Origin of the sequence: Leptolyngbya subtilissima AS-A7, from assembly GCF_039962255.1 — a bacterium.
In the GTDB taxonomy this organism is placed as follows: domain Bacteria; phylum Cyanobacteriota; class Cyanobacteriia; order Phormidesmidales; family Phormidesmidaceae; genus Nodosilinea.
Map to the genome: position 1 here is coordinate 388,496 of NZ_JAMPKY010000003.1, position 17,090 is coordinate 405,585.

Annotated in this window: 13 protein-coding genes; 5 read left to right on the forward strand and 8 right to left on the reverse strand. The window is 55.4% G+C overall.

Translation table 11 applies throughout. The features are described from left to right. Positions 1 to 88 precede the first annotated feature (88 nt). The gene (locus NC979_RS09075; protein ID WP_347403881.1) at positions 89 to 1,372 is read left to right on the forward strand and encodes a M16 family metallopeptidase; all 1,284 of its coding nucleotides are present in this window, start codon (positions 89 to 91) and stop codon (positions 1,370 to 1,372) included. A gap of 78 nt (positions 1,373 to 1,450) precedes the next feature. Here the strand turns inward: NC979_RS09075 and NC979_RS09080 are convergent, their stop codons facing one another. After that, a complete protein-coding gene (locus NC979_RS09080; RefSeq protein WP_190514801.1) occupies positions 1,451 to 2,245 on the reverse strand; it encodes a DUF4241 domain-containing protein in 795 nt (264 codons plus the stop codon). Positions 2,246 to 2,383: 138 nt separating this feature from the next. Here NC979_RS09080 and NC979_RS09085 point away from each other — a divergent pair, with 138 nt between their 5' ends. Both NC979_RS09085 and NC979_RS09090 read left to right on the forward strand, forming a co-directional pair. Continuing rightward, positions 2,384 to 3,196: a TSUP family transporter gene (locus tag NC979_RS09085; protein ID WP_190514802.1), complete on the forward strand. Its 813-nt coding sequence runs from the start codon at positions 2,384 to 2,386 to the stop codon at positions 3,194 to 3,196. Positions 3,197 to 3,325: 129 nt separating this feature from the next. Beyond that, positions 3,326 to 4,165 (forward strand): metallophosphoesterase, encoded by an 840-nt coding sequence (locus tag NC979_RS09090; RefSeq protein WP_190514803.1) that lies wholly within the window; start codon positions 3,326 to 3,328, stop codon positions 4,163 to 4,165. Between the two features lie 61 nt (positions 4,166 to 4,226). Here the strand turns inward: NC979_RS09090 and NC979_RS09095 are convergent, their stop codons facing one another. From NC979_RS09095 to NC979_RS09120, 6 genes are all read right to left on the reverse strand, one after another. Next, positions 4,227 to 5,057: an alpha/beta fold hydrolase gene (locus tag NC979_RS09095; protein ID WP_190514804.1), complete on the reverse strand. Its 831-nt coding sequence runs from the start codon at positions 5,055 to 5,057 to the stop codon at positions 4,227 to 4,229. A 76-nt stretch (positions 5,058 to 5,133) separates the two neighbouring features. Continuing rightward, positions 5,134 to 5,886: a lysophospholipid acyltransferase family protein gene (locus NC979_RS09100; RefSeq protein WP_199308628.1), complete on the reverse strand. Its 753-nt coding sequence runs from the start codon at positions 5,884 to 5,886 to the stop codon at positions 5,134 to 5,136. Between the two features lie 142 nt (positions 5,887 to 6,028). Then, a complete protein-coding gene (rlmN, locus tag NC979_RS09105) occupies positions 6,029 to 7,120 on the reverse strand; it encodes a dual-specificity RNA methyltransferase RlmN (protein ID WP_431191046.1) in 1,092 nt (363 codons plus the stop codon). A 53-nt stretch (positions 7,121 to 7,173) separates the two neighbouring features. Continuing rightward, positions 7,174 to 8,022: an SPFH domain-containing protein gene (locus NC979_RS09110; RefSeq protein WP_190514805.1), complete on the reverse strand. Its 849-nt coding sequence runs from the start codon at positions 8,020 to 8,022 to the stop codon at positions 7,174 to 7,176. A 135-nt stretch (positions 8,023 to 8,157) separates the two neighbouring features. Next, complete coding sequence (locus tag NC979_RS09115; RefSeq protein ID WP_190514806.1) at positions 8,158 to 9,060, reverse strand: ATP adenylyltransferase family protein; 903 nt, start codon at positions 9,058 to 9,060, stop codon at positions 8,158 to 8,160. Positions 9,061 to 9,651: 591 nt separating this feature from the next. Beyond that, positions 9,652 to 10,704, reverse strand: coding sequence for a hemolysin family protein (locus NC979_RS09120; protein ID WP_190514807.1), 1,053 nt, complete (start codon positions 10,702 to 10,704; stop codon positions 9,652 to 9,654). Between the two features lie 197 nt (positions 10,705 to 10,901). On the opposite strand from NC979_RS09120, the gene NC979_RS09125 reads away from it, so the two are divergent. Next, a complete protein-coding gene (locus NC979_RS09125; RefSeq protein WP_190514808.1) occupies positions 10,902 to 12,836 on the forward strand; it encodes an ABC transporter ATP-binding protein in 1,935 nt (644 codons plus the stop codon). 47 nt (positions 12,837 to 12,883) lie between these two features. Here NC979_RS09125 and NC979_RS09130 read toward each other — a convergent pair whose 3' ends face one another. Beyond that, the gene (locus NC979_RS09130) at positions 12,884 to 13,822 is read right to left on the reverse strand and encodes a cation diffusion facilitator family transporter (RefSeq protein WP_190514809.1); all 939 of its coding nucleotides are present in this window, start codon (positions 13,820 to 13,822) and stop codon (positions 12,884 to 12,886) included. Between the two features lie 213 nt (positions 13,823 to 14,035). On the opposite strand from NC979_RS09130, the gene NC979_RS09135 reads away from it, so the two are divergent. Further along, on the forward strand, positions 14,036 to 16,357 hold the full coding sequence (locus NC979_RS09135; RefSeq protein WP_190514810.1) for a GUN4 domain-containing protein: 2,322 nt from the start codon (positions 14,036 to 14,038) through the stop codon (positions 16,355 to 16,357). Positions 16,358 to 17,090: the final 733 nt, after the last annotated feature.

Below are 17,090 nucleotides of genomic sequence, written 5' to 3' on the forward strand. Positions count from 1 at the left end.
TGGCCAGCGCCGCGATCGCCAAGGCTTGACAAATTCAAATCATTTCAAAACCGTTCCCTGTTCGTTTCGTTAACCTACTTCTTGCCCTGTGACATCTTCTCTTCTTCAAGCGCCGCGCCTGCACCGCACCGTTTTAGCCAATGGCCTGACGGTGATTGTTCTAGAAAACCCCGTCGCTGATATTGTCTCCGCTCGTCTGTTTATTCGGGCTGGAAGCGCCTTTGAGGCTTCGCACCAGGCGGGGCTGGTGAGCTTTTTGATGGGGCTGCTCACTAAGGGCACCGAGACGCTTTCATCGATGGCGATCGCAGAAACCGTCGAGTCGGTGGGGGCCAGCCTGGGCACCGATGCTGCTGCCGACTACAGCCTCATCAGCCTCAAAACCGTCTCTGCCGACTTTCCCGAAATCTTTGCCCTAGCCGCAACCCTGCTGCGGCAGCCCAGCTTTCCCCTCGACGAAATTGACCTAGAGCGGCGGCTCACCCTGCAGCAGATTCGCTCGATGCAGGAGCAGCCTTTCACCATCGCCTTCAACCAGCTGCGCCAGGATATGTATGGCGAGCACCCCTACGCCCTGCCCGGCATTGGTACCGAGGCCTCAGTCGCGGCCATTACCCAGCAGGCTCTGATCGACTTTCATCGCCAGCACATGCGTCCCGACAACGTAGTGGTGACCATTGTGGGCCGCATTAGCCCTGAGGCAGCTCAGGCCCAGGTCGAGCAGACCCTGGGCGACTGGCAGGCTCCGGCAACGCCGCCTCCGGTGCTAACCCTGCCTGCGGTGGCCCCCGCCGCCACCTGCTCAATGGTGGCTCAGGAGACCAACCAGGCGATCGTCATGGTGGGCTACCCAGCGGCCCCGGTGAAGCACCCCGCCTACGCCGCCCTCAAGCTAATCAACACCTACCTGGGCAACGGGCTCTCTAGCCGCCTATTTGTCGAACTGCGCGAAAAGCGGGGTCTGGCCTACGATGTATCGGCCTTTTACCCCACTCGCTTGGGGCTGTCGCAGTTTGTGGCCTACATTGGCACTGCTCCAGAAAATGCTGCCACGGCCCTGGAGGGTCTGCGCTTTGAGGTGGAACGGCTGCAAGAGACGGTGCTCTCTGACGATGAGCTACAGTCGGCCAAAAACAAGCTGCTGGGCCAGTACGCCCTGGGCAAGCAAACCAACGCCCAGATCGCTCAGCTGCTAGGCTGGTATGAAATTTTAGGGCTGGGAGTCGAGTATGACCAGCAGTTTCAAGACATGGTGGCAGCGGTGACAGTGCTCGACGCCGAAGCCGTCGCCCAAGAATTTTTCCACACCCCCTGCATTTCGCTGTTGGGGCCAGAGGAATTTGTCGCTCCAGTGGCTGCCGCCCAGGCTTGAGCCAAATTCTGAGTTATCTTTATGGCCATGGAAATTGGTTACATGATGCTGAAGGCTTGACGCTAGAGATTAATGCGATTAGTCATCCTCACCTTCACCAAAACCAAAGAGCCTAAAGTCAGTGACGATGCAGACAATTTGGCCATTGTCGTCGTATCCCCAGTAAGAGGCATAGCCACCGTCTTCCCAGCCTGAACCAAAGGCTATCACGTTAGCCCCGGTGCTTTTATTGATGCAAAAATTAGCCCAATCCCCTTTTCTGTCGTAAGGATATTCAGCGCTGACGGCTGCTTCTCCATTGCTCTCCATTTCATCAACTACGGGTTGGCAGTATTCATTTTCAAATCTGTCGGAAGCCGCCCTTTGTAATGCCCACGCCGCTTCTCTACTTTCTTGCCATGCGGCGGTGTACTCGTCAGGATCAGGTTCATCCATCTGCTTCAAGATTTGGGCAACCTCGGCATCCATGAAGCTGCCGGTGCCTGAATCTACGCCGTAGTTTTGATAATTAGCGGGCCCGTCAGAATTAAGAATCGCCAGCTCCCATCGAACTGGCATCTGTTGGCTCACCTGTAGCATGGCACAATCGATTCTTCTATCTTGTCTAGGTTTGAAGCCCGCAAGACTCAGCACCACAGGATAGCGTCCTGGCTTTACAGTTTGTGTAAAGCAGTACCTGAGATCAGGGGGTAAGAGCGGATCACAGGCTATCAACTGGCCTGAGGGCAGTACTAACTCCCCAATAGATTGGGTCGTAAATTCGACCGTTTGCGGCCCGTCGTAGGGCAAGTTGTACTGAAATTGATAGCCGTCTCGAAATGCCTTTTCAAAGTCAGTGCGGATATTCCCGTCGGCATCGCGGATGTTGGGCATAGGTAGACTCTGAAGCAGCTCAATCGGCATACATAGGTCAATAGTGCCCCAAACAGCTACCATCTACAGGCTCGCCAGCGGGTAAGATGAGGCGATCGCCTGATTGATAGACGCTGCTGAGCAGCCAGGGAGAATGCGGTGGAGAGTGGATTGGTATTGGCGCTGGCCGGGCTGTTGGCCGGGGTGCTGGCGGGGTTTTTGGGCATTGGCGGCGGCACGGTGATGGTGCCAGTGATGGTTGCCCTGGGGCTGTCAGGGGTGCAGGCAGTGGGGACGAGCACCCTGGCGATCGCCCTGATTTCCCTAGTCGGCAGTGTGCAAAACTGGCGCATGGGCTTTCTCAACCTCAGCAATGTCGCCATGCTGGGGCTGCCCGCCCTGATCACCGCCTACCTGGGTCAAAAGCTGGCTACGGCCCTGCCCGAGTATGCCCTACTGGGAATTTTTGGCCTGTTTTTGCTGCTCAACATCTATCTAATTGGCATCAAAAAACAGGTTATCCGTCAGGCGCAGCAGGCCGAAACGAGCGGTGGTGCTGTGCTGCCCAAGGCGCGATCGCAGTCAGTATCGCCTACGGTGTTTCGCTTGGGCATTGGCGGGCTGGCGGGGTTTTTGGCCGGGCTGTTTGGAGTTGGCGGCGGCGTGGTGATGGTGCCGCTGCAAATTTTGCTGCTGCAAGAGCCCATCAAGGTAGCGGTGCAGACTAGCTTGGGGGCGATCGTGATTACGGGGCTGTGGGCCTGTCTGTGGCATGCTCAGGCCGGCAATGTGCTGCTAACGACCGGTCTCATTTTGGGGGCGGCAGGGGCGATCGGGGTGCAGGTAAGCACCCGCTACCTGCCCCGCCTGCCCGACCAGACGGTAAACATAATGTTTCGCGCGCTGCTAGCGCTGCTGTCTGGATACTTCTTCTTCAAAGCCTGGGTTAGCTACAACGGCTTCTCTGTCTAAGCTAACCAAAGCGCGAAGCTAGTGGTGCGGTGTGAAGCAAATTGAGCAAAGCTCGCTGAAGAATATCCCAAGCGCATGGCAACCGGCGGGTAAACGGGCTAGCGTGCGTATAACGCGTTTTCACTGCCCATGCGACCTCTTCGGACCGGCCCTCTAACCGTTGAAACGGTGACTATCTCCATCCGCGATCTGCCCCAGCGGCTAGAGGGCTGTCGCATTGTGCAGCTTTCTGACTTTCACTACGATGGGCAGCGCCTCTCAACTCGGCTGTTGCAGCAGGCGATCGATCGCGTCAATGAGCTAGCCCCAGATCTAATTGCCTTAACTGGCGACTATGTCACCCGCGACCCAGCCCCTATTTTTGACTTGGTGACTTACCTCAGCCAGCTCAAAAGCCGCTTTGGCACGGTGGCTGTGTTGGGCAACCACGACAACGTCACCAAGAAGGGGCGCAAGACAATTTTGCGATCGCTCCAGCAGGCTGGTATTTGCGCCCTGTGGAACAAGATCGCCTATCCCCTGGGCGAAGAGCTGCCGGTGGTGGGCCTAGCCGATTTTTGGTCTAAGGAGTTTCAACCAGCGCCGCTGCTCGACTCGCTGCCTCCGACTCAGCCCCGGCTGGTGCTCTCCCACAACCCTGACTCAGCAGAGCTTTTAGCTGCCTGGCGGGTTGATTTGCAACTCTCTGGCCATACCCACGGCGGGCAGGTGGTACTGCCTGGTATCGGCCCTGTGTCTGCTCTCCTTCAGTCTCTGCAGCTGTCGGTGCTGCCGAAGTTGCCCTTCGACCTGCCGTATCTCAAGCGCAAACGCAACCGCGCCAAAATCGTGCGTCATTGGGAATGGGTTTCAGGACTGCACGCCGTGGGCCAAAACCAGCTTTACGTCAACCGAGGTCTGGGCAGCTATGCGCCAGGGCGATTGGGGTGTCCGCCGGAGGTGACGGTGTTGAAGTTGGTGAGGGGATGATGGAGATAAGGGAGACGCTATACGAGGGATAGGTCTTGAGACTCGTTTACCCAAGTATTCACTAGGACGCAATCGGCTCGCGCTGAATCTCCTCAACTGCCGGTTCCTTGGCGATCGCGACCTTGGGCAAAAATCCCACCGCTTTCATGATTGCCCCTAAGTTGACGCCGTCTTCAAGCAGGCTAACGTGACCGCTGTGGGGCAAGGGATAGATGCGAGAGTTAGGCAGTAAGGTGGCGAGGCGCTGGGCTTCTTCGAGGGAGGGCAGGAGGCGATCGCCCAAGGATGCCACCAGCAGAGTTTGTGCGGTCACCCGGTGCAAGCGCAGCGGCTCTAGACGAAACTGTGACAGCAGACCTAATCGCCAGGCGGTGCTGGCCTGAGTGACTGCAGCCATGGCGCGCATCAGCGCCTGGCGGTTGACCTCTCCAATGCGGCTGAGGTTGGCCAGTACTGGCAGGCTGGTTAATGTGGAGCTTTGGTATAGAGGCGGGGCGACCCAGGGGGTAATGCTGGCTACCCACTGCATCCACGGAAAGCGGTGGAATGCCGAGGCAGAGTTAATCAAGATCAGGTGGTTGGCTAGGGCTGGGGCCAGGGCGATCGTTCGCAGGGCCAAGCAAGCTCCAAACGACTCACCGCAGAGATAGACCGGGGCCGTTCCGGCTTCTTGGCGAATTAACTGCACTGCTTGGTGGGCCAGGCCTTCCCAGGAAGACATGTCATTGCCCGGAATCACTAGGCAGCGAATATCAAAGTGAGATTTGAGTTCGGCGCTTTGAAGCCCAAATAACTCGCCACTGCCATCCATGCCGGGGAAATAAATAAATAGGGGATGCTGGGGATTCTTACCAAAGGGGGCATAGAGCTTAAGAATGGCAGGTTCAGGCATGGAGAAGTAGGGGTGACGACGGGCGCTCGGATAGGCCAACCAATACAGTTATACCCACTGGGGCATCAAAAGCACCCTAGTAAAACCCTTGCTTAAGCAGCATAGCAACTTCATCTTGGCAGCACTGGGTTAGCTCTGAAGCTAGAGCGCCATTGCCTTTGCTACGGCGGTGCGATCGCAGTCGGGTATCTACCCGCACCGGGCGACCAACCATAATATCTACCTCGTGGTAAAACACCGCTGGATGCCAGCCCGGCTGCTGAAACAGCGGTTCAGAGGAGTCAAATAGGCTAAGCAACCGCAGGGGCAACACCGAGTTGTTGGTCTCACGATGAGCGGCGATCGCAACGGGCACAATCGCCAGTTCATCCACCGGTGCTCGCAGGGCCAGTTGGGCAAACCCTCGATGAAAAGAATTGAGATTGTCGGGGGTAGTTTTGTTTACCATTGGGGCAGCCCCCTCTGGAAAAATGCCCACGGCTTCTCCTTCCTTGAGCGCTTTCATGGCCCGACGAAAGAAAGCAGTTTGACCCTTGTCGGGGGCATCCAGCGGTAGGCAACCCAAGGCGTTGATCACCGTGCGGAGGACGGGCACCTGACTCATGTAGTGGTGGCAGGCAAATCGTACCGGACGCCCTAAGGCGCTCATTACCAGCGGTGCATCCATAATGCTGCGGTGGTTGCTCACTACCACCATGGGCTGGTGAGGCGGCAAGCGGTCTTGTCCGTGAACTGACATCCGCACCTGCGATAGGGTCAGCAGCCAGTTAGACACGTCTAGGGGGTTAGCCGTTAGAGATGTTAGCGGCGGTACAGGAGCTAGGGTCATGCAAACCTACAAAGACGAAGAGAACTCAGCCACCTTTAGCAGGAGGTAGCAAAACCTTATAACTCACAACTTAACAAACTATTCAGCGTTCAGAAGTGTATAAACCCGTTGATTTAAGCGAGATCTCCCCACCGGTATAGCTCTACCGCTTGGAGGCACGCAGCTGCCCACAGGCGGCATTTTCCTCTAGCCCGCGCGAGTAGCGAACGGTGACAGCAACCCTACGCTTCTCTAGCTCGGCGACAAAGTTGCGAATGCTAGCTTCGCTGGGGCGTTGGTAGTCGGCCTCATCAATGGGGTTGTAGGGAATCAGGTTGACGTGGCTCTGAAAGCCGCGCAGGTGCTGGGCCAACTCGGCGGCGTTGGCAGGCTGGTCGTTGAGCCCCGCCAGCAGAATGTACTCAAAGGTCACGCGGCGACCCGTCAGCTGCACATACTCTCGGCACTCGTCGAGCAGCACTTCTAGGGGATAGGCCCCAGCGCTAGGAATCAGCTGCAACCGCTGGGCCTGGTTTGAGGCATGCAGGCTTACGGCTAAGGTGACCTGAAGCTGCTCCGCCGCCAGGGCGCGAATGCGGCCCGGCACCCCCACGGTAGACAGGGTCATAGCGCGTTGGCCAATACCCACATCCCGATTGAGGCAGCGGATGGCAGCTACCGTGTTAGCAGCATTCAGCAGCGGCTCGCCCATGCCCATAAACACAATGTGGCTGACTCGCTGGCCAAAGTCTTCCTGTACCGTGAGCACCTGGTCAACAATTTCATGGGTGACCAGGTTGCGCATAAAGCCACCCTTGCCCGTAGCGCAAAAGTCGCAGGCCATGGGGCAGCCCACCTGCGACGACACGCACACCGTCAGCCGCTTGGCCGAGGGAATGCCCACGGTTTCAATGATTTGGCCGTCGGCCAGCTTGAGCAAATACTTGACGGTGCCATCGCTGGCTACCACCCGGTGATGCAGGGTAGATCGGCCCAGGTCGATGTGGGCCACGGTTTGACGCCAGGCTTTAGAGAAGACGGTGATGTCTTGGAGCGATCGCGCTCCCTGCTGATAAATCCACTGGTAAAGCTGCTTGCCCCGATAGCTCGGCTGCCCCTGGGCCTGTATCCAATCGGTCAGCTCCTCCAAAGATTTCCCTAGCAAGGGCGCTGGCAACATTTCCCCAGCTGAAGGGGTTGGCCGGGCAACAGCGTCTGCGAGAGGTGAGTCAGTGGGAGACAGGGGAGAAGCCATGGCCACAGGAGTGCACAATCCTCTATGGTAGCGATGTTTGAACCGTAAGGGTGCTACCGACGGCGACTGGGGAAGTCATCAGAGTCTTTCTTGGGGGATGCCGTGTCCGTGTGCATCAGCTCGACTATACCCTCTGTCAACATTTTAGGATCCATAAAGACCACTTTGGAGTTTTCGCTTTCCCCGAGTCTTTGGTTGGCCTCGACATAGCGCTGAGCTAGCAGATAGTTCAAAATCTCGGAAGTGTCACCCTGGTTTTGCAGCGCCTGGGAGAGCATTTGAATCGATCGCACCGTAGCCTCAGCCCGCTTAATAGCGGCTTCCTGTTCGCCCTGGGCTTCGAGCACCATGGCTCGGCTTTTCAGCTCCGCTGCCTGCTGCAACTGCATCGAGCGTCTCACTTCTTCAGGAGGAATAATTTCCTGCACTTCGACCCGCGTCACCTTCACTCCCCAGGGCTCGGTAGCTTCATCGAGCTGGGAGAGCAACGCCCGGTTGAGCTCATCGCGAGAGGAAAAGGTTTTTTCGAACTCCATCTTGCCAATTTCTGATCGCAGGGTAGTTGTGACCAGTTCTTGAATGGCCTGTTCAACGTTCTCGATCGCGTAGTAGGTCAGCTCTAGCTCCAGAATGCGCCAGTACACCACCGCATCAACTTCCAACGACACGTTGTCTCTGGTGATCGCTCCCTGTTTGGCCACATCGAGAATCTGCTCGCGCACGCTGTCGCGCAGCACAATATAGTCAAGCACCGGCACGATGAAGTTTAAGCCTGGCTTGAGTTTGCGGTTGTAGCGCCCCAGCCGCTCTACCAGAGCTTCGGTACCTTGATTGATGATGCGCACCGAGCCAACGGTGTAGCCAATAATGATTAATGCCAGAATCCCGATGATTGACGGCACGGCCAGCTCCCGGAGCTAAAGAGTCGAGTAAGCCTGTTCTACTGACCAGTGTACTGATTTCTCGCTAAAGTGAGCGATTTGCTCGGCCAAGCGGTTCAAGGTTTAGGGTTTACGGCTTTACTCCATTACCCCTTGCTATCTCAGACAGGCTACCTGCTGTAGCACCGTCATCGGACCCAGGGTTTTGAGCAGGTCAAGCTGCTCCGAATTTTTGACTAGCAGCGACCCCGCAAACCCCAGCGAGTTTACCGGAATCGATTGGTAGTGATCCTGCCGGCGAGCCACCGCCATCATCCACTCGCGGGTAATCAACAGGTTGTAGGGAAATGCTTGGGGGGGCTGACTCCAATCGGCTCCTAGGTTAGTCAGCAAGGCAAGGTAGGTCTCCAGCAGCGTTTTGCCCCTTGGAGAGGGGGGCTCTTGAATGGCCGCAATGGCGTGGTGAAAGGGCAATCGGGGGGAGGCTACTGGAGCCGAGGTAGGCTTAAGGGCCAGGTCGGCCACCACCGTGGCTAGGGGCAGAGGGCTGCGCTCGGGGCAGAGGGGCGGCGGCACCAGCTGAAGGTGTTTGTGGCGCTGGCTCGCCCCGGCCAAACGACCGCCGTTGTAGAATGCTAGCCCGTCAATGTCGGCCATACAGGTGGCTAGGGCTTCAAAGTCGTCCAGGGTCAGCCAGCTATCTTGATCTTCGTAGGCGCGGGTGACGATCAAAATATGGTGGTCGACCACATTGTATTTATTTAAAAGGCACAGGTGGGTGGCCGACAGGTTGGCCACAAATAGGTCTGGGTCGTAGGGCAAAAAAGGATTGACGGGCTTGCCCATGCGCTGCTGGTCCTGCTGGGCCAGATCGGCTTTTTCCTTGCGGGCCAGGTTGGCCAAAATTCTGACTAAAAACCGCATGCCCCCCTGCTCTAGAAACTCGTAGCGGGTGTCGATGGGCTGAAGGGCACCACAGCCCTGGGCATGGCGCGTCTGCTGCTGAATTTTACTCCAGAGGGCACCGGGCGCTAGCTCGACCTCGGGGAAATGCTCCATAGGGAAGGAAATGGGGAGAGAGTTGCCTTCCCGACTGTAGCAAACCGTTGACCGAGCAACACCATGACAAGGCTACAGAAAACGTCTATAAAACCTTTGTGAAACTAATTTCCTTTAAAGCAACAACACCCATTCTCTTGACCAAAGAACTTCCTATGTATGATTGAGCTTTCGTGGAGATACGGGACAAAACTTGCACTTCAAAAGAAGGTGAGCTTGTCGCACTTAGAACTCCCATTTGCTACTGAAGGAAGGGTTGGTTTGAGCGTTGGGTGTTGCCGTTTGAACGAGACAGATGTATAGCTAACAGCGTTTCACTCCTTTTTCTGGGTTGACTTTTGGCTGTTTTATCTGCCAGGGGAGCCTCGTCAGCTCCACATTCAATATAGCCCTGGAATCTGCTAATCCCTGCTGATGAAACGATAGTTAACAGTGGATTGAAAGCCAATAATTTGGGTAAAAATTTCCCTTGATGTCATTATTTGTTAATGAGCTGAAGCAGTCTTTTTAGTCTGCTCAAAAAATATAGACGGGCGCACTCTGACGCAAATCCTGTGGAAAAAAGTATTAGCTCTGGTAGGTTGGGTGAGCCTAGCTTTCTGAAGGATCGTTGAAGCCACGGCTGCTTAAGATTTGCCGACCGCGCTGACGGGCCAGTATTTGTAGGTCGATGCTGCGATCGGTCTCATCAACAATTTCGCCAGTCAGCACTTCTAGCACGTCTTCGAGGGTGACGACCCCCGACACGCCGCCGTACTCATCGACCACTACAGCTAGGTGTTCGCGAGCGGTTTGAAAGTCTTGCAGCAGCTTGTCGGCCCGTTCGGACTCGGCCACAAAACGCACCGGGCGGGCTACCTGGCTGAGCAACTGGTCCCCTTGACCGCGAATTAAGGCGGTGAGCAGCTCATTTTTGAGCACTAGCCCCACAAGCCGGTCAATGTCGTTTTCGCTAATTAAGATGCGGCTGTGCTGAGAGTTGAGAATTTGGGCCTCGGCTTCGGCAATGGTGAGGTCGCCGGGCAGGTGGGTGACGGCTACCCGGGGCGTCATAATGTTGACCGATTTCATATCGTTGAGGCGAAACACCCGCAGAATCATTTCGGCTTCGTCGGCTTCGATGATGCCTTCTTGGTGGCCGATGGTGGCCAACAGCTTAATCTCGGCCTCGTTGGTGCTGGGGCGATTGCCATCGCCCACAAGGGGCGCTGTCACTTTCTCAAGCAGTAGCACTACTGGAGTAAACAGCCAGGTTATCCACCGCACCGGTATAGCCACGGCAAGGGCGACGGGAATGGCATAGCGCTCACCCAAAACCTTGGGGAAGATTTCTCCAAACAAGATGACGAGTAGGGTCAATACGCCAGTGAACAGCCCCAGCAGGGCATCGTTAAAAACCGTGGCGGCAATGCCCCCAGCTAAAACGCTACCCACAATGTTGAACAGGTTGTTGAGGATCACAATGGTGGCAATGGGCCGGTTGATCTTGCGGCGGATAGCTAAAAGGGTTATGGCAGCCGGTTTTTTAGACTCGGCTAGCTGCTGGGCCTTAAGGACTGGCACCGATAGCAGTGCTGCCTCGCTGCAGGAGCACAGGGCAGAACCAATCAACATGGTCACAATGGCGATCGCGAGGGTCAGCATGGGTGAGTTAGGGGCGAACGAAATCCGCAGGAGGGACGCTGTTATGATTCATCTACTATGGTCCATTGCCGAGATTAATTAAAATTCTCTCGCACGCAGCTATTCAGCATTGCACTGGAGATTTGCTCCGGGTTAACTCTGAATAGGCCTGCGCCGCGGGCTGCCCTGTTCTGAATCGTCTGTCTGCAAGCAACCTCATGAGCGATACCATTCTCAACGTTAAGCACCTCACCGTTCACTTTGAGGTCGACGGCCAGCTCATCCAGGCCGTGAATGACATTTCGTTTCAGGTGCAGCGGGGGCAAACCCTAGGTATTGTGGGTGAGTCGGGGTCGGGGAAATCGGTGACATCGCTAGCGGTGATGGGGCTGGTGCCCAATCCGCCGGGCAAGGTTGTCAATGGTGAAATCTGGTTTAATTCGGGCACCGGCGCCCCAGTGGATCTCGCTGCGCTGAGTGAGACTCAGCTGCAGGGCTACCGGGGTGGTCAGATATCAATGATTTTTCAGGAGCCGATGAGCTCGCTAAACCCGGTCTATACGGTTGGATTTCAGATGGTGGAGGCGATTCGTCAGCACCAGAATATTTCAAAGGAAGCGGCCCGTCAGCAGGCGATCGCCCGTCTGCAAGAGGTCAAACTGCTGCCTGCCGACGCTGCCCTAGCAGCCACCATCAAAACCGAAAAGCCGCGCATCGATGACGAATCTTTGAAGGAAGAGGTCGATCGCCGTCAGCAGGCCATTCTCGATCGCTACCCCCACGAGCTGTCGGGCGGGCAGATTCAGCGGGTGATGATTGCCATGGCGATCTCCTGCAACCCGGCTCTGCTGATTGCCGACGAGCCCACCACGGCGCTAGATGTGACGGTGCAGGCGACGATTCTCGATCTGCTGCGCGAACTGCGCGATCGCCGCGGCATGTCGCTGATTTTCATCACCCACGACTTGGGCATTATTGCTGAGATCGCCGACCAAGTGGCGGTGATGTACCAGGGCAAAATTGTTGAAGCCGGCCCAGTGTGGGACATTTTCGCTCAGCCCCAACACCCCTACACCAAGGGGCTGCTGGCCTGCCGTCCCCAGCCCAACCAGCGGCTGCGGCTATTGCCCACGGTGGCCGATTTTATGTCGGTGGAGCTGGCGGGCACCGAGATTAATGCTGCAGCGGCCAATGGCGGTCAGCCAGTGGAGGGTGCAGCTCCCGTCATTCGCGAGCGGGTGCTCGACGCCGAGGCCCAGGCCCGCTTTGCACCCCTGACAGAGGAAGAACTGACGGCACGAGCCGCAGCCCTAGCGGCCAACGGCCCCCTGCTGGCGGTGGAAAATCTTCAGGTGGGCTACCCGGTGCGGGGTATCTTTGGCAAAACCCGCAGCCACATCATGGCGGTGCAGGATGTGTCGTTTCAAATTCAAAAAGGCGAAACCTTTGGCCTGGTGGGCGAGTCGGGCTGCGGCAAAACCACCCTGGGCCGGGCGCTGCTGCGGCTGGTGCCCGCCATGGGCGGCAAGATTTGGTTTGAGGGCCGCGACGTGCTGGGGCTGGGCTCGTCACCGCTGCGGCAGCTGCGGCGCGACATGCAGATTGTCTTCCAAGATCCCTACAGCTCGTTAGACCCGCGCATGAGCATTGGGGCGGCGATCGCCGAACCGCTCAAAATTCATGGCGTGATTAAAAGCAGGCGCAACCAGCAGGAACGGGTAGCTTACCTGCTCGATCGCGTCGGTCTACCTGCCAGCGCCATGAACCGCTACCCCCATGAGTTTTCGGGTGGGCAGCGCCAGCGGGTGTGCATTGCCCGCGCCCTGGCCCTCAACCCCAAGTTCATCATTTGCGATGAGTCAGTGTCGGCCCTGGATGTGTCGGTGCAGGCCCAGGTGCTCAACCTGCTCAAAGAGATTCAGGCGGAGTTTGACCTCACCTATATCTTTATTTCCCACGACCTGGCAGTGGTGAAGTTTATGAGCGATCGCATCATGGTGATGAACCAGGGCCGGGTCGAAGAAATTGGCCCCGCCGAGCAGGTCTACCGCCAGCCCCAAACCCCCTACACCCAGGCGCTGATCAACGCGATTCCAATCGGCAGCCTCGATCGCATTCAGGAGTTGCAGCGCGATCGAGCCTCGGTAGCCTAGAACAATTGTCGGAGGGCTTTGGCGCTCATTGCTTTATAGGATAGCTCTCAAGCTCTGGGTATTTCAGAGCTATCAAGAGAGGCTGCTTCAATAAAGATGCGAGTCACGTCTTGATGGGTGGTGCGAATGCTGTGCTCGATACGGCGTACCGCCGCTTCGATCTCATCGGCAGAGAGATGATTGCAGAATTCAATATTCATCGCCAGCATGATATCCCTTGGGCCTAGGTGCAGGGTAATCGGTGGTCCCATGTCACAGACGGCCTGGTCAGCCTTGACGAGGGTTTTGATGCTGTCTCGCACCGATACAGAAGCGCTTTCCCCCATTAGTAGACTTTTAGTTTCGATGACCAACAGAATGGCGACTACGATGAGCAAAAGCCCAATCATGATGGAAGCAATGCCGTCATAGACAGCATTGTCGAACATTTGGGTGAGCACAATTCCGCCAAAGGCAATGGAAAGGCCGACCAGCGCAGCGGCATCTTCCACAATGACAATAAATGAGCCGGGATCTTTACTGTCGCGAATGGCCTGCCACAAACTAACCTCCACTTTGCGGGGATAGCTTTTGTTAAACTGCCGGATAGACACGGCTAGGGCTAAGCTTTCAAACACGGCAGCGGTGACCAGCACGATATAGCTAACTAAGGCATGGTCGCCGACCTCAGGGTGTTGAAAGCTATGCCACCCCTCATACATCGACACGCCACCCCCCAGGGAAAAAATCAGCACCGCAACCATCAGCGACCAAAAATACAGTTCTTGCCCATGACCCAGGGGAAATTGATCGCTTGGCGGAGCCTCGCTTTGCTTGAGACCGTAGAGTAGCAGCAGCTCATTGACGGAATCGACCACAGAGTGGATGCCCTCTGACAGCATGGCCGAGCTGCCGCTGATGGCAGCTCCGACAAATTTGGCAATGCCAATGGCGATATTGGCTCCTAATGCGGCATAGATTGAAACTTTGGATTCACCACCAGCCATGCTCGCCTTCTTATACAATTGCAACCCATTGTAGGGGCGTGCCCAGCTCAGCCAGAGGCGTAGTTAACTTTGATGGGGTGACCTTGACCAGAAAGTACTCGCTTTAGAACTGATGCCTATACTTCTCCGCAGACAAGATGAACTCTACGATGCTGCATCGGTTTTCGTTGGGGTAGGCCAAAATGAGAGGCAACCTGCCCCCGCTGCCGACCCATGACACCAACCCCGCCCCTAGGCCCTAACGCTCCCTTGAATGAGCGAGTGGCCGAACTGTTGCTTAAAGCGATCGCTGCTGGGGGCCTGACCGCAGGTGGGGCAACCGCTTTTTGGCAACTCATCAAAGATGATGGCAGCATTCTTAAAGCGATTGCCTCTGCGGTGATCGGCCTAGGCATTGCCTATGGAACAACGCTGCTCAAACCCATCGACAAAGGCAATCGGCGGCGGCTAGAGCAGGCCGGGCAAGCCATCGACCAGGGCATAGACCGTAGAACCGAGCAGGTCACGACTCGCCTCAGCGGATTTGAAGACTGGTATCTGCAATGCCAAGCATGGGATTGCCAGTCGTACCGCCCGGAAGGCATGATCCAGTACTCAGGTATTCCAAAAGGCAACGACAGACGTACTGCCATAACGACTCCTCTGCTGGAGGAAGTGTTTGTGCCTCTAGAGCTGGATTACAGCGGCACATTACCTGGTTTTAAAGCAGCAGAGTCGTTCAATCCTCAAGAACTGGAACCAGCTACAAACATTAAAATCTGGCACTTTTTGCGTGAGGCCGAGCAAACGAAACCCTTTCGCCAGTTGGTAATACTAGCCTGGGGTGGCTACGGCAAAACCACGCTACTCAAGCACATCGCCTACATTTACGCTACTAAGCAGAACAGTCGTCATCAGGTCAAAAAGCGGATTCCGGTATTGCTGGTGCTGCGCAAGTATCGCGACCTGCTAGCCAGCGAGAACGTGCCCGACCTGCCAACACTCATTACCGAACGTCATATCCCCAGCTTGCCAAAAGAAGGCAGAGACATGCCCGTACCCACTAACTGGGCAACGGATGTGCTGCGCCGGGGAGATGCGGTGATTATGCTTGACGGTTTTGACGAAGTTGCGAAAGACCAACGCCCTGCGGTAGCAAACTGGATTAACACCCAAATGCGCCGCTACGGCAATTCAGTTTTTATCGTCACCTCGCGGCCAAAAGCCTACCGCGACCAAGACGCTGCCCACAGCCTAGAGCTTTCGACCGCTCTTTGGGTGCGCGACTTTGATGCCACCCAGCGGCACGATTTTGTCGCCCGATGGTACCAGTGCCAAGAGCGCTACGCCCACGGCGGCAGAGATACCCCCGATGTAAAACAACTTGCCAACGAAGCTGCCCAAGACTTGTTGTGCCAGATTGAAGACCGCCAAGAACTAAAAGACTTGGCCAAAAATCCACTGCTGATAAATATGATCGTCACCTTTCATCGGCGGTATCCTGGGGCGCGGCTGCCCCAGCGACGGGTGGAGCTGTACAAAGAAATTTGCCAGTTGCAATTGAGAGATCGCCCCCGTGCCCGCCAACTGGATACGCTACTAACCCAGTGTGAGGCTCAAACCGTGCTGCAAATGCTGGCACTGCACATGATGCAGCAGCGAATTGAACGCATTGCCCAATATGATATGCGGCAGATTTTGACCTATTGCCTGGCGCAACAGGATGAACCAATTAACGCTGTCGAGTTTCTCGACCAAGTGGTGCAAATTAGCGAACTGCTGGTGCAGCAAGAAGACGAGTACGAGTTTGCCCATTTGAGCTTTCAAGAATACTTAGCTGCTGCCGAAGTTGCCCGCACTCAGCAAGAGGCTCTGCTGTATGACCGCTTTGAGGATGATTGGTGGAAGCCCACAATTTTGCTCTATGCAGCTCAGATAAAACCTGCTCGGTTAATGCGGCAAATGATCGACCGGGGAGCTACCGACCTTGTCTACGTTTGCTGGCAAGACACTACCAAACGTTTAGACCCAGCGCTAGAAGAAGAACTTAGGGGATTGAAGCAAACTGTAGCCGCCTCTCGCTACCAGCAGTTGGAGCAGTATTTGAAAACCGGCCAGTGGGAAGAAGCCGATAAGGAAACCTATCGCCTGATGATTACTGCCGTGGGCAAAGAAGAGGGACAGTATTTTGAGCCTGATGAGTTACTGAGCTTTCCCTGTGAGGAGCTTTTAATGATCGACAGGCTGTGGGTGAAGCATAGCCAAGGCAGGTTTGGCTTTAGTGTGCAAAAGGAGATCTATCTGTCAAAAGAGGTCGGCGGCATTGCAGATGGAATGTACTACAAAGAGGTTTTTAAAGGATTTGGAGATCGTGTGGGCTGGCGAGAAAACGGCAACTGGAAGTTCCCTATAAAATATGACACCTCTGCTTCTAAGGACACCTCTGCTCTTAAGGGGCACCTCCCCTGGTTTTGTGTGTGGGATGTGCGAGCTGCCTATGGGAGGGTGGGATTGGTGGGGGTTATCTTCTTTCGCATCGAGACTTGTAAACTTTAGCAGATAGGCACTTCAGCTCAATTCAAAAATTTTATTGCGACCTCTTTTAGTACCTGATTATCGGTATTTCAAAGATTTCTTACGTGGTACATGTGGTTAGGTAAAATTCGTAAATTGCGCAGCGGTAATGTTGGGGTTAAAACAATTTGCCAACACAAATTTTTTGCAGTTTTGATAATCTCATCCATCGGGCTTTCCAGTTATCTCTTTCTACCGGGGCTTACCTTCTTTGCCTTTACCTTTAGCTGTAGCCTAGCCAGCTTTTTTCTGCCTCAGTGGTTGCGTTTCTCGGGTTGTATTGCTCACGAAGGGAGGAAATCAAGTTTCACTCGGATGTTACTTGATGAGCAATCCCTATTCATAAGTAACGCTATGACGAAATCAAGTTCGCTTAGGCATTACTTAACTATGGCACTCTATAAATAAGTAACGTTGTAAGACAATCAAGTTTTCTTCGAGCATTACTTATCTGTAGCCCGTCGCAATTAAGTAACACAGCTCGGCGATCAAGTTCCGTACCGGGCTTACCCGATGCGCCCCCTGGGTTTGCCGATGCTCTAGAGCGCTAACCGCCCATCCAAAATTCGGTGCCTTGCGATATTAATGTATGGCTTCACAATGCTAATGCAGCAGCCTAATTTAGGATGCCGTCAATCGACAACACCATTGTCGTAGGGCAATTCTTCTTTCGCACGCTCAAGCTATTAATGCAGGGTTCACCAACTGAGCCTCT

Excerpts from the sequence above, each read along its gene's own strand:
- rlmN (WP_431191046.1), bottom strand. The coding sequence starts at position 7,120 with ATGGCTTCTCCCCTGTCTCCCACTGACTCACCTCTCGCAGACGCTGTT.
- NC979_RS09090 (WP_190514803.1), top strand. The coding sequence starts at position 3,326 with ATGCGACCTCTTCGGACCGGCCCTCTAACCGTTGAAACGGTGACTATC.
- NC979_RS09095 (WP_190514804.1), bottom strand. The coding sequence starts at position 5,057 with ATGCCTGAACCTGCCATTCTTAAGCTCTATGCCCCCTTTGGTAAGAAT.
- NC979_RS09130 (WP_190514809.1), bottom strand. The coding sequence starts at position 13,822 with ATGGCTGGTGGTGAATCCAAAGTTTCAATCTATGCCGCATTAGGAGCC.
- NC979_RS09125 (WP_190514808.1), top strand. The coding sequence starts at position 10,902 with ATGAGCGATACCATTCTCAACGTTAAGCACCTCACCGTTCACTTTGAG.
- NC979_RS09135 (WP_190514810.1), top strand. The coding sequence starts at position 14,036 with ATGACACCAACCCCGCCCCTAGGCCCTAACGCTCCCTTGAATGAGCGA.
- NC979_RS09120 (WP_190514807.1), bottom strand. The coding sequence starts at position 10,704 with ATGCTGACCCTCGCGATCGCCATTGTGACCATGTTGATTGGTTCTGCC.
- NC979_RS09080 (WP_190514801.1), bottom strand. The coding sequence starts at position 2,245 with ATGCCCAACATCCGCGATGCCGACGGGAATATCCGCACTGACTTTGAA.
- NC979_RS09100 (WP_199308628.1), bottom strand. The coding sequence starts at position 5,886 with ATGACCCTAGCTCCTGTACCGCCGCTAACATCTCTAACGGCTAACCCC.
- NC979_RS09115 (WP_190514806.1), bottom strand. The coding sequence starts at position 9,060 with ATGGAGCATTTCCCCGAGGTCGAGCTAGCGCCCGGTGCCCTCTGGAGT.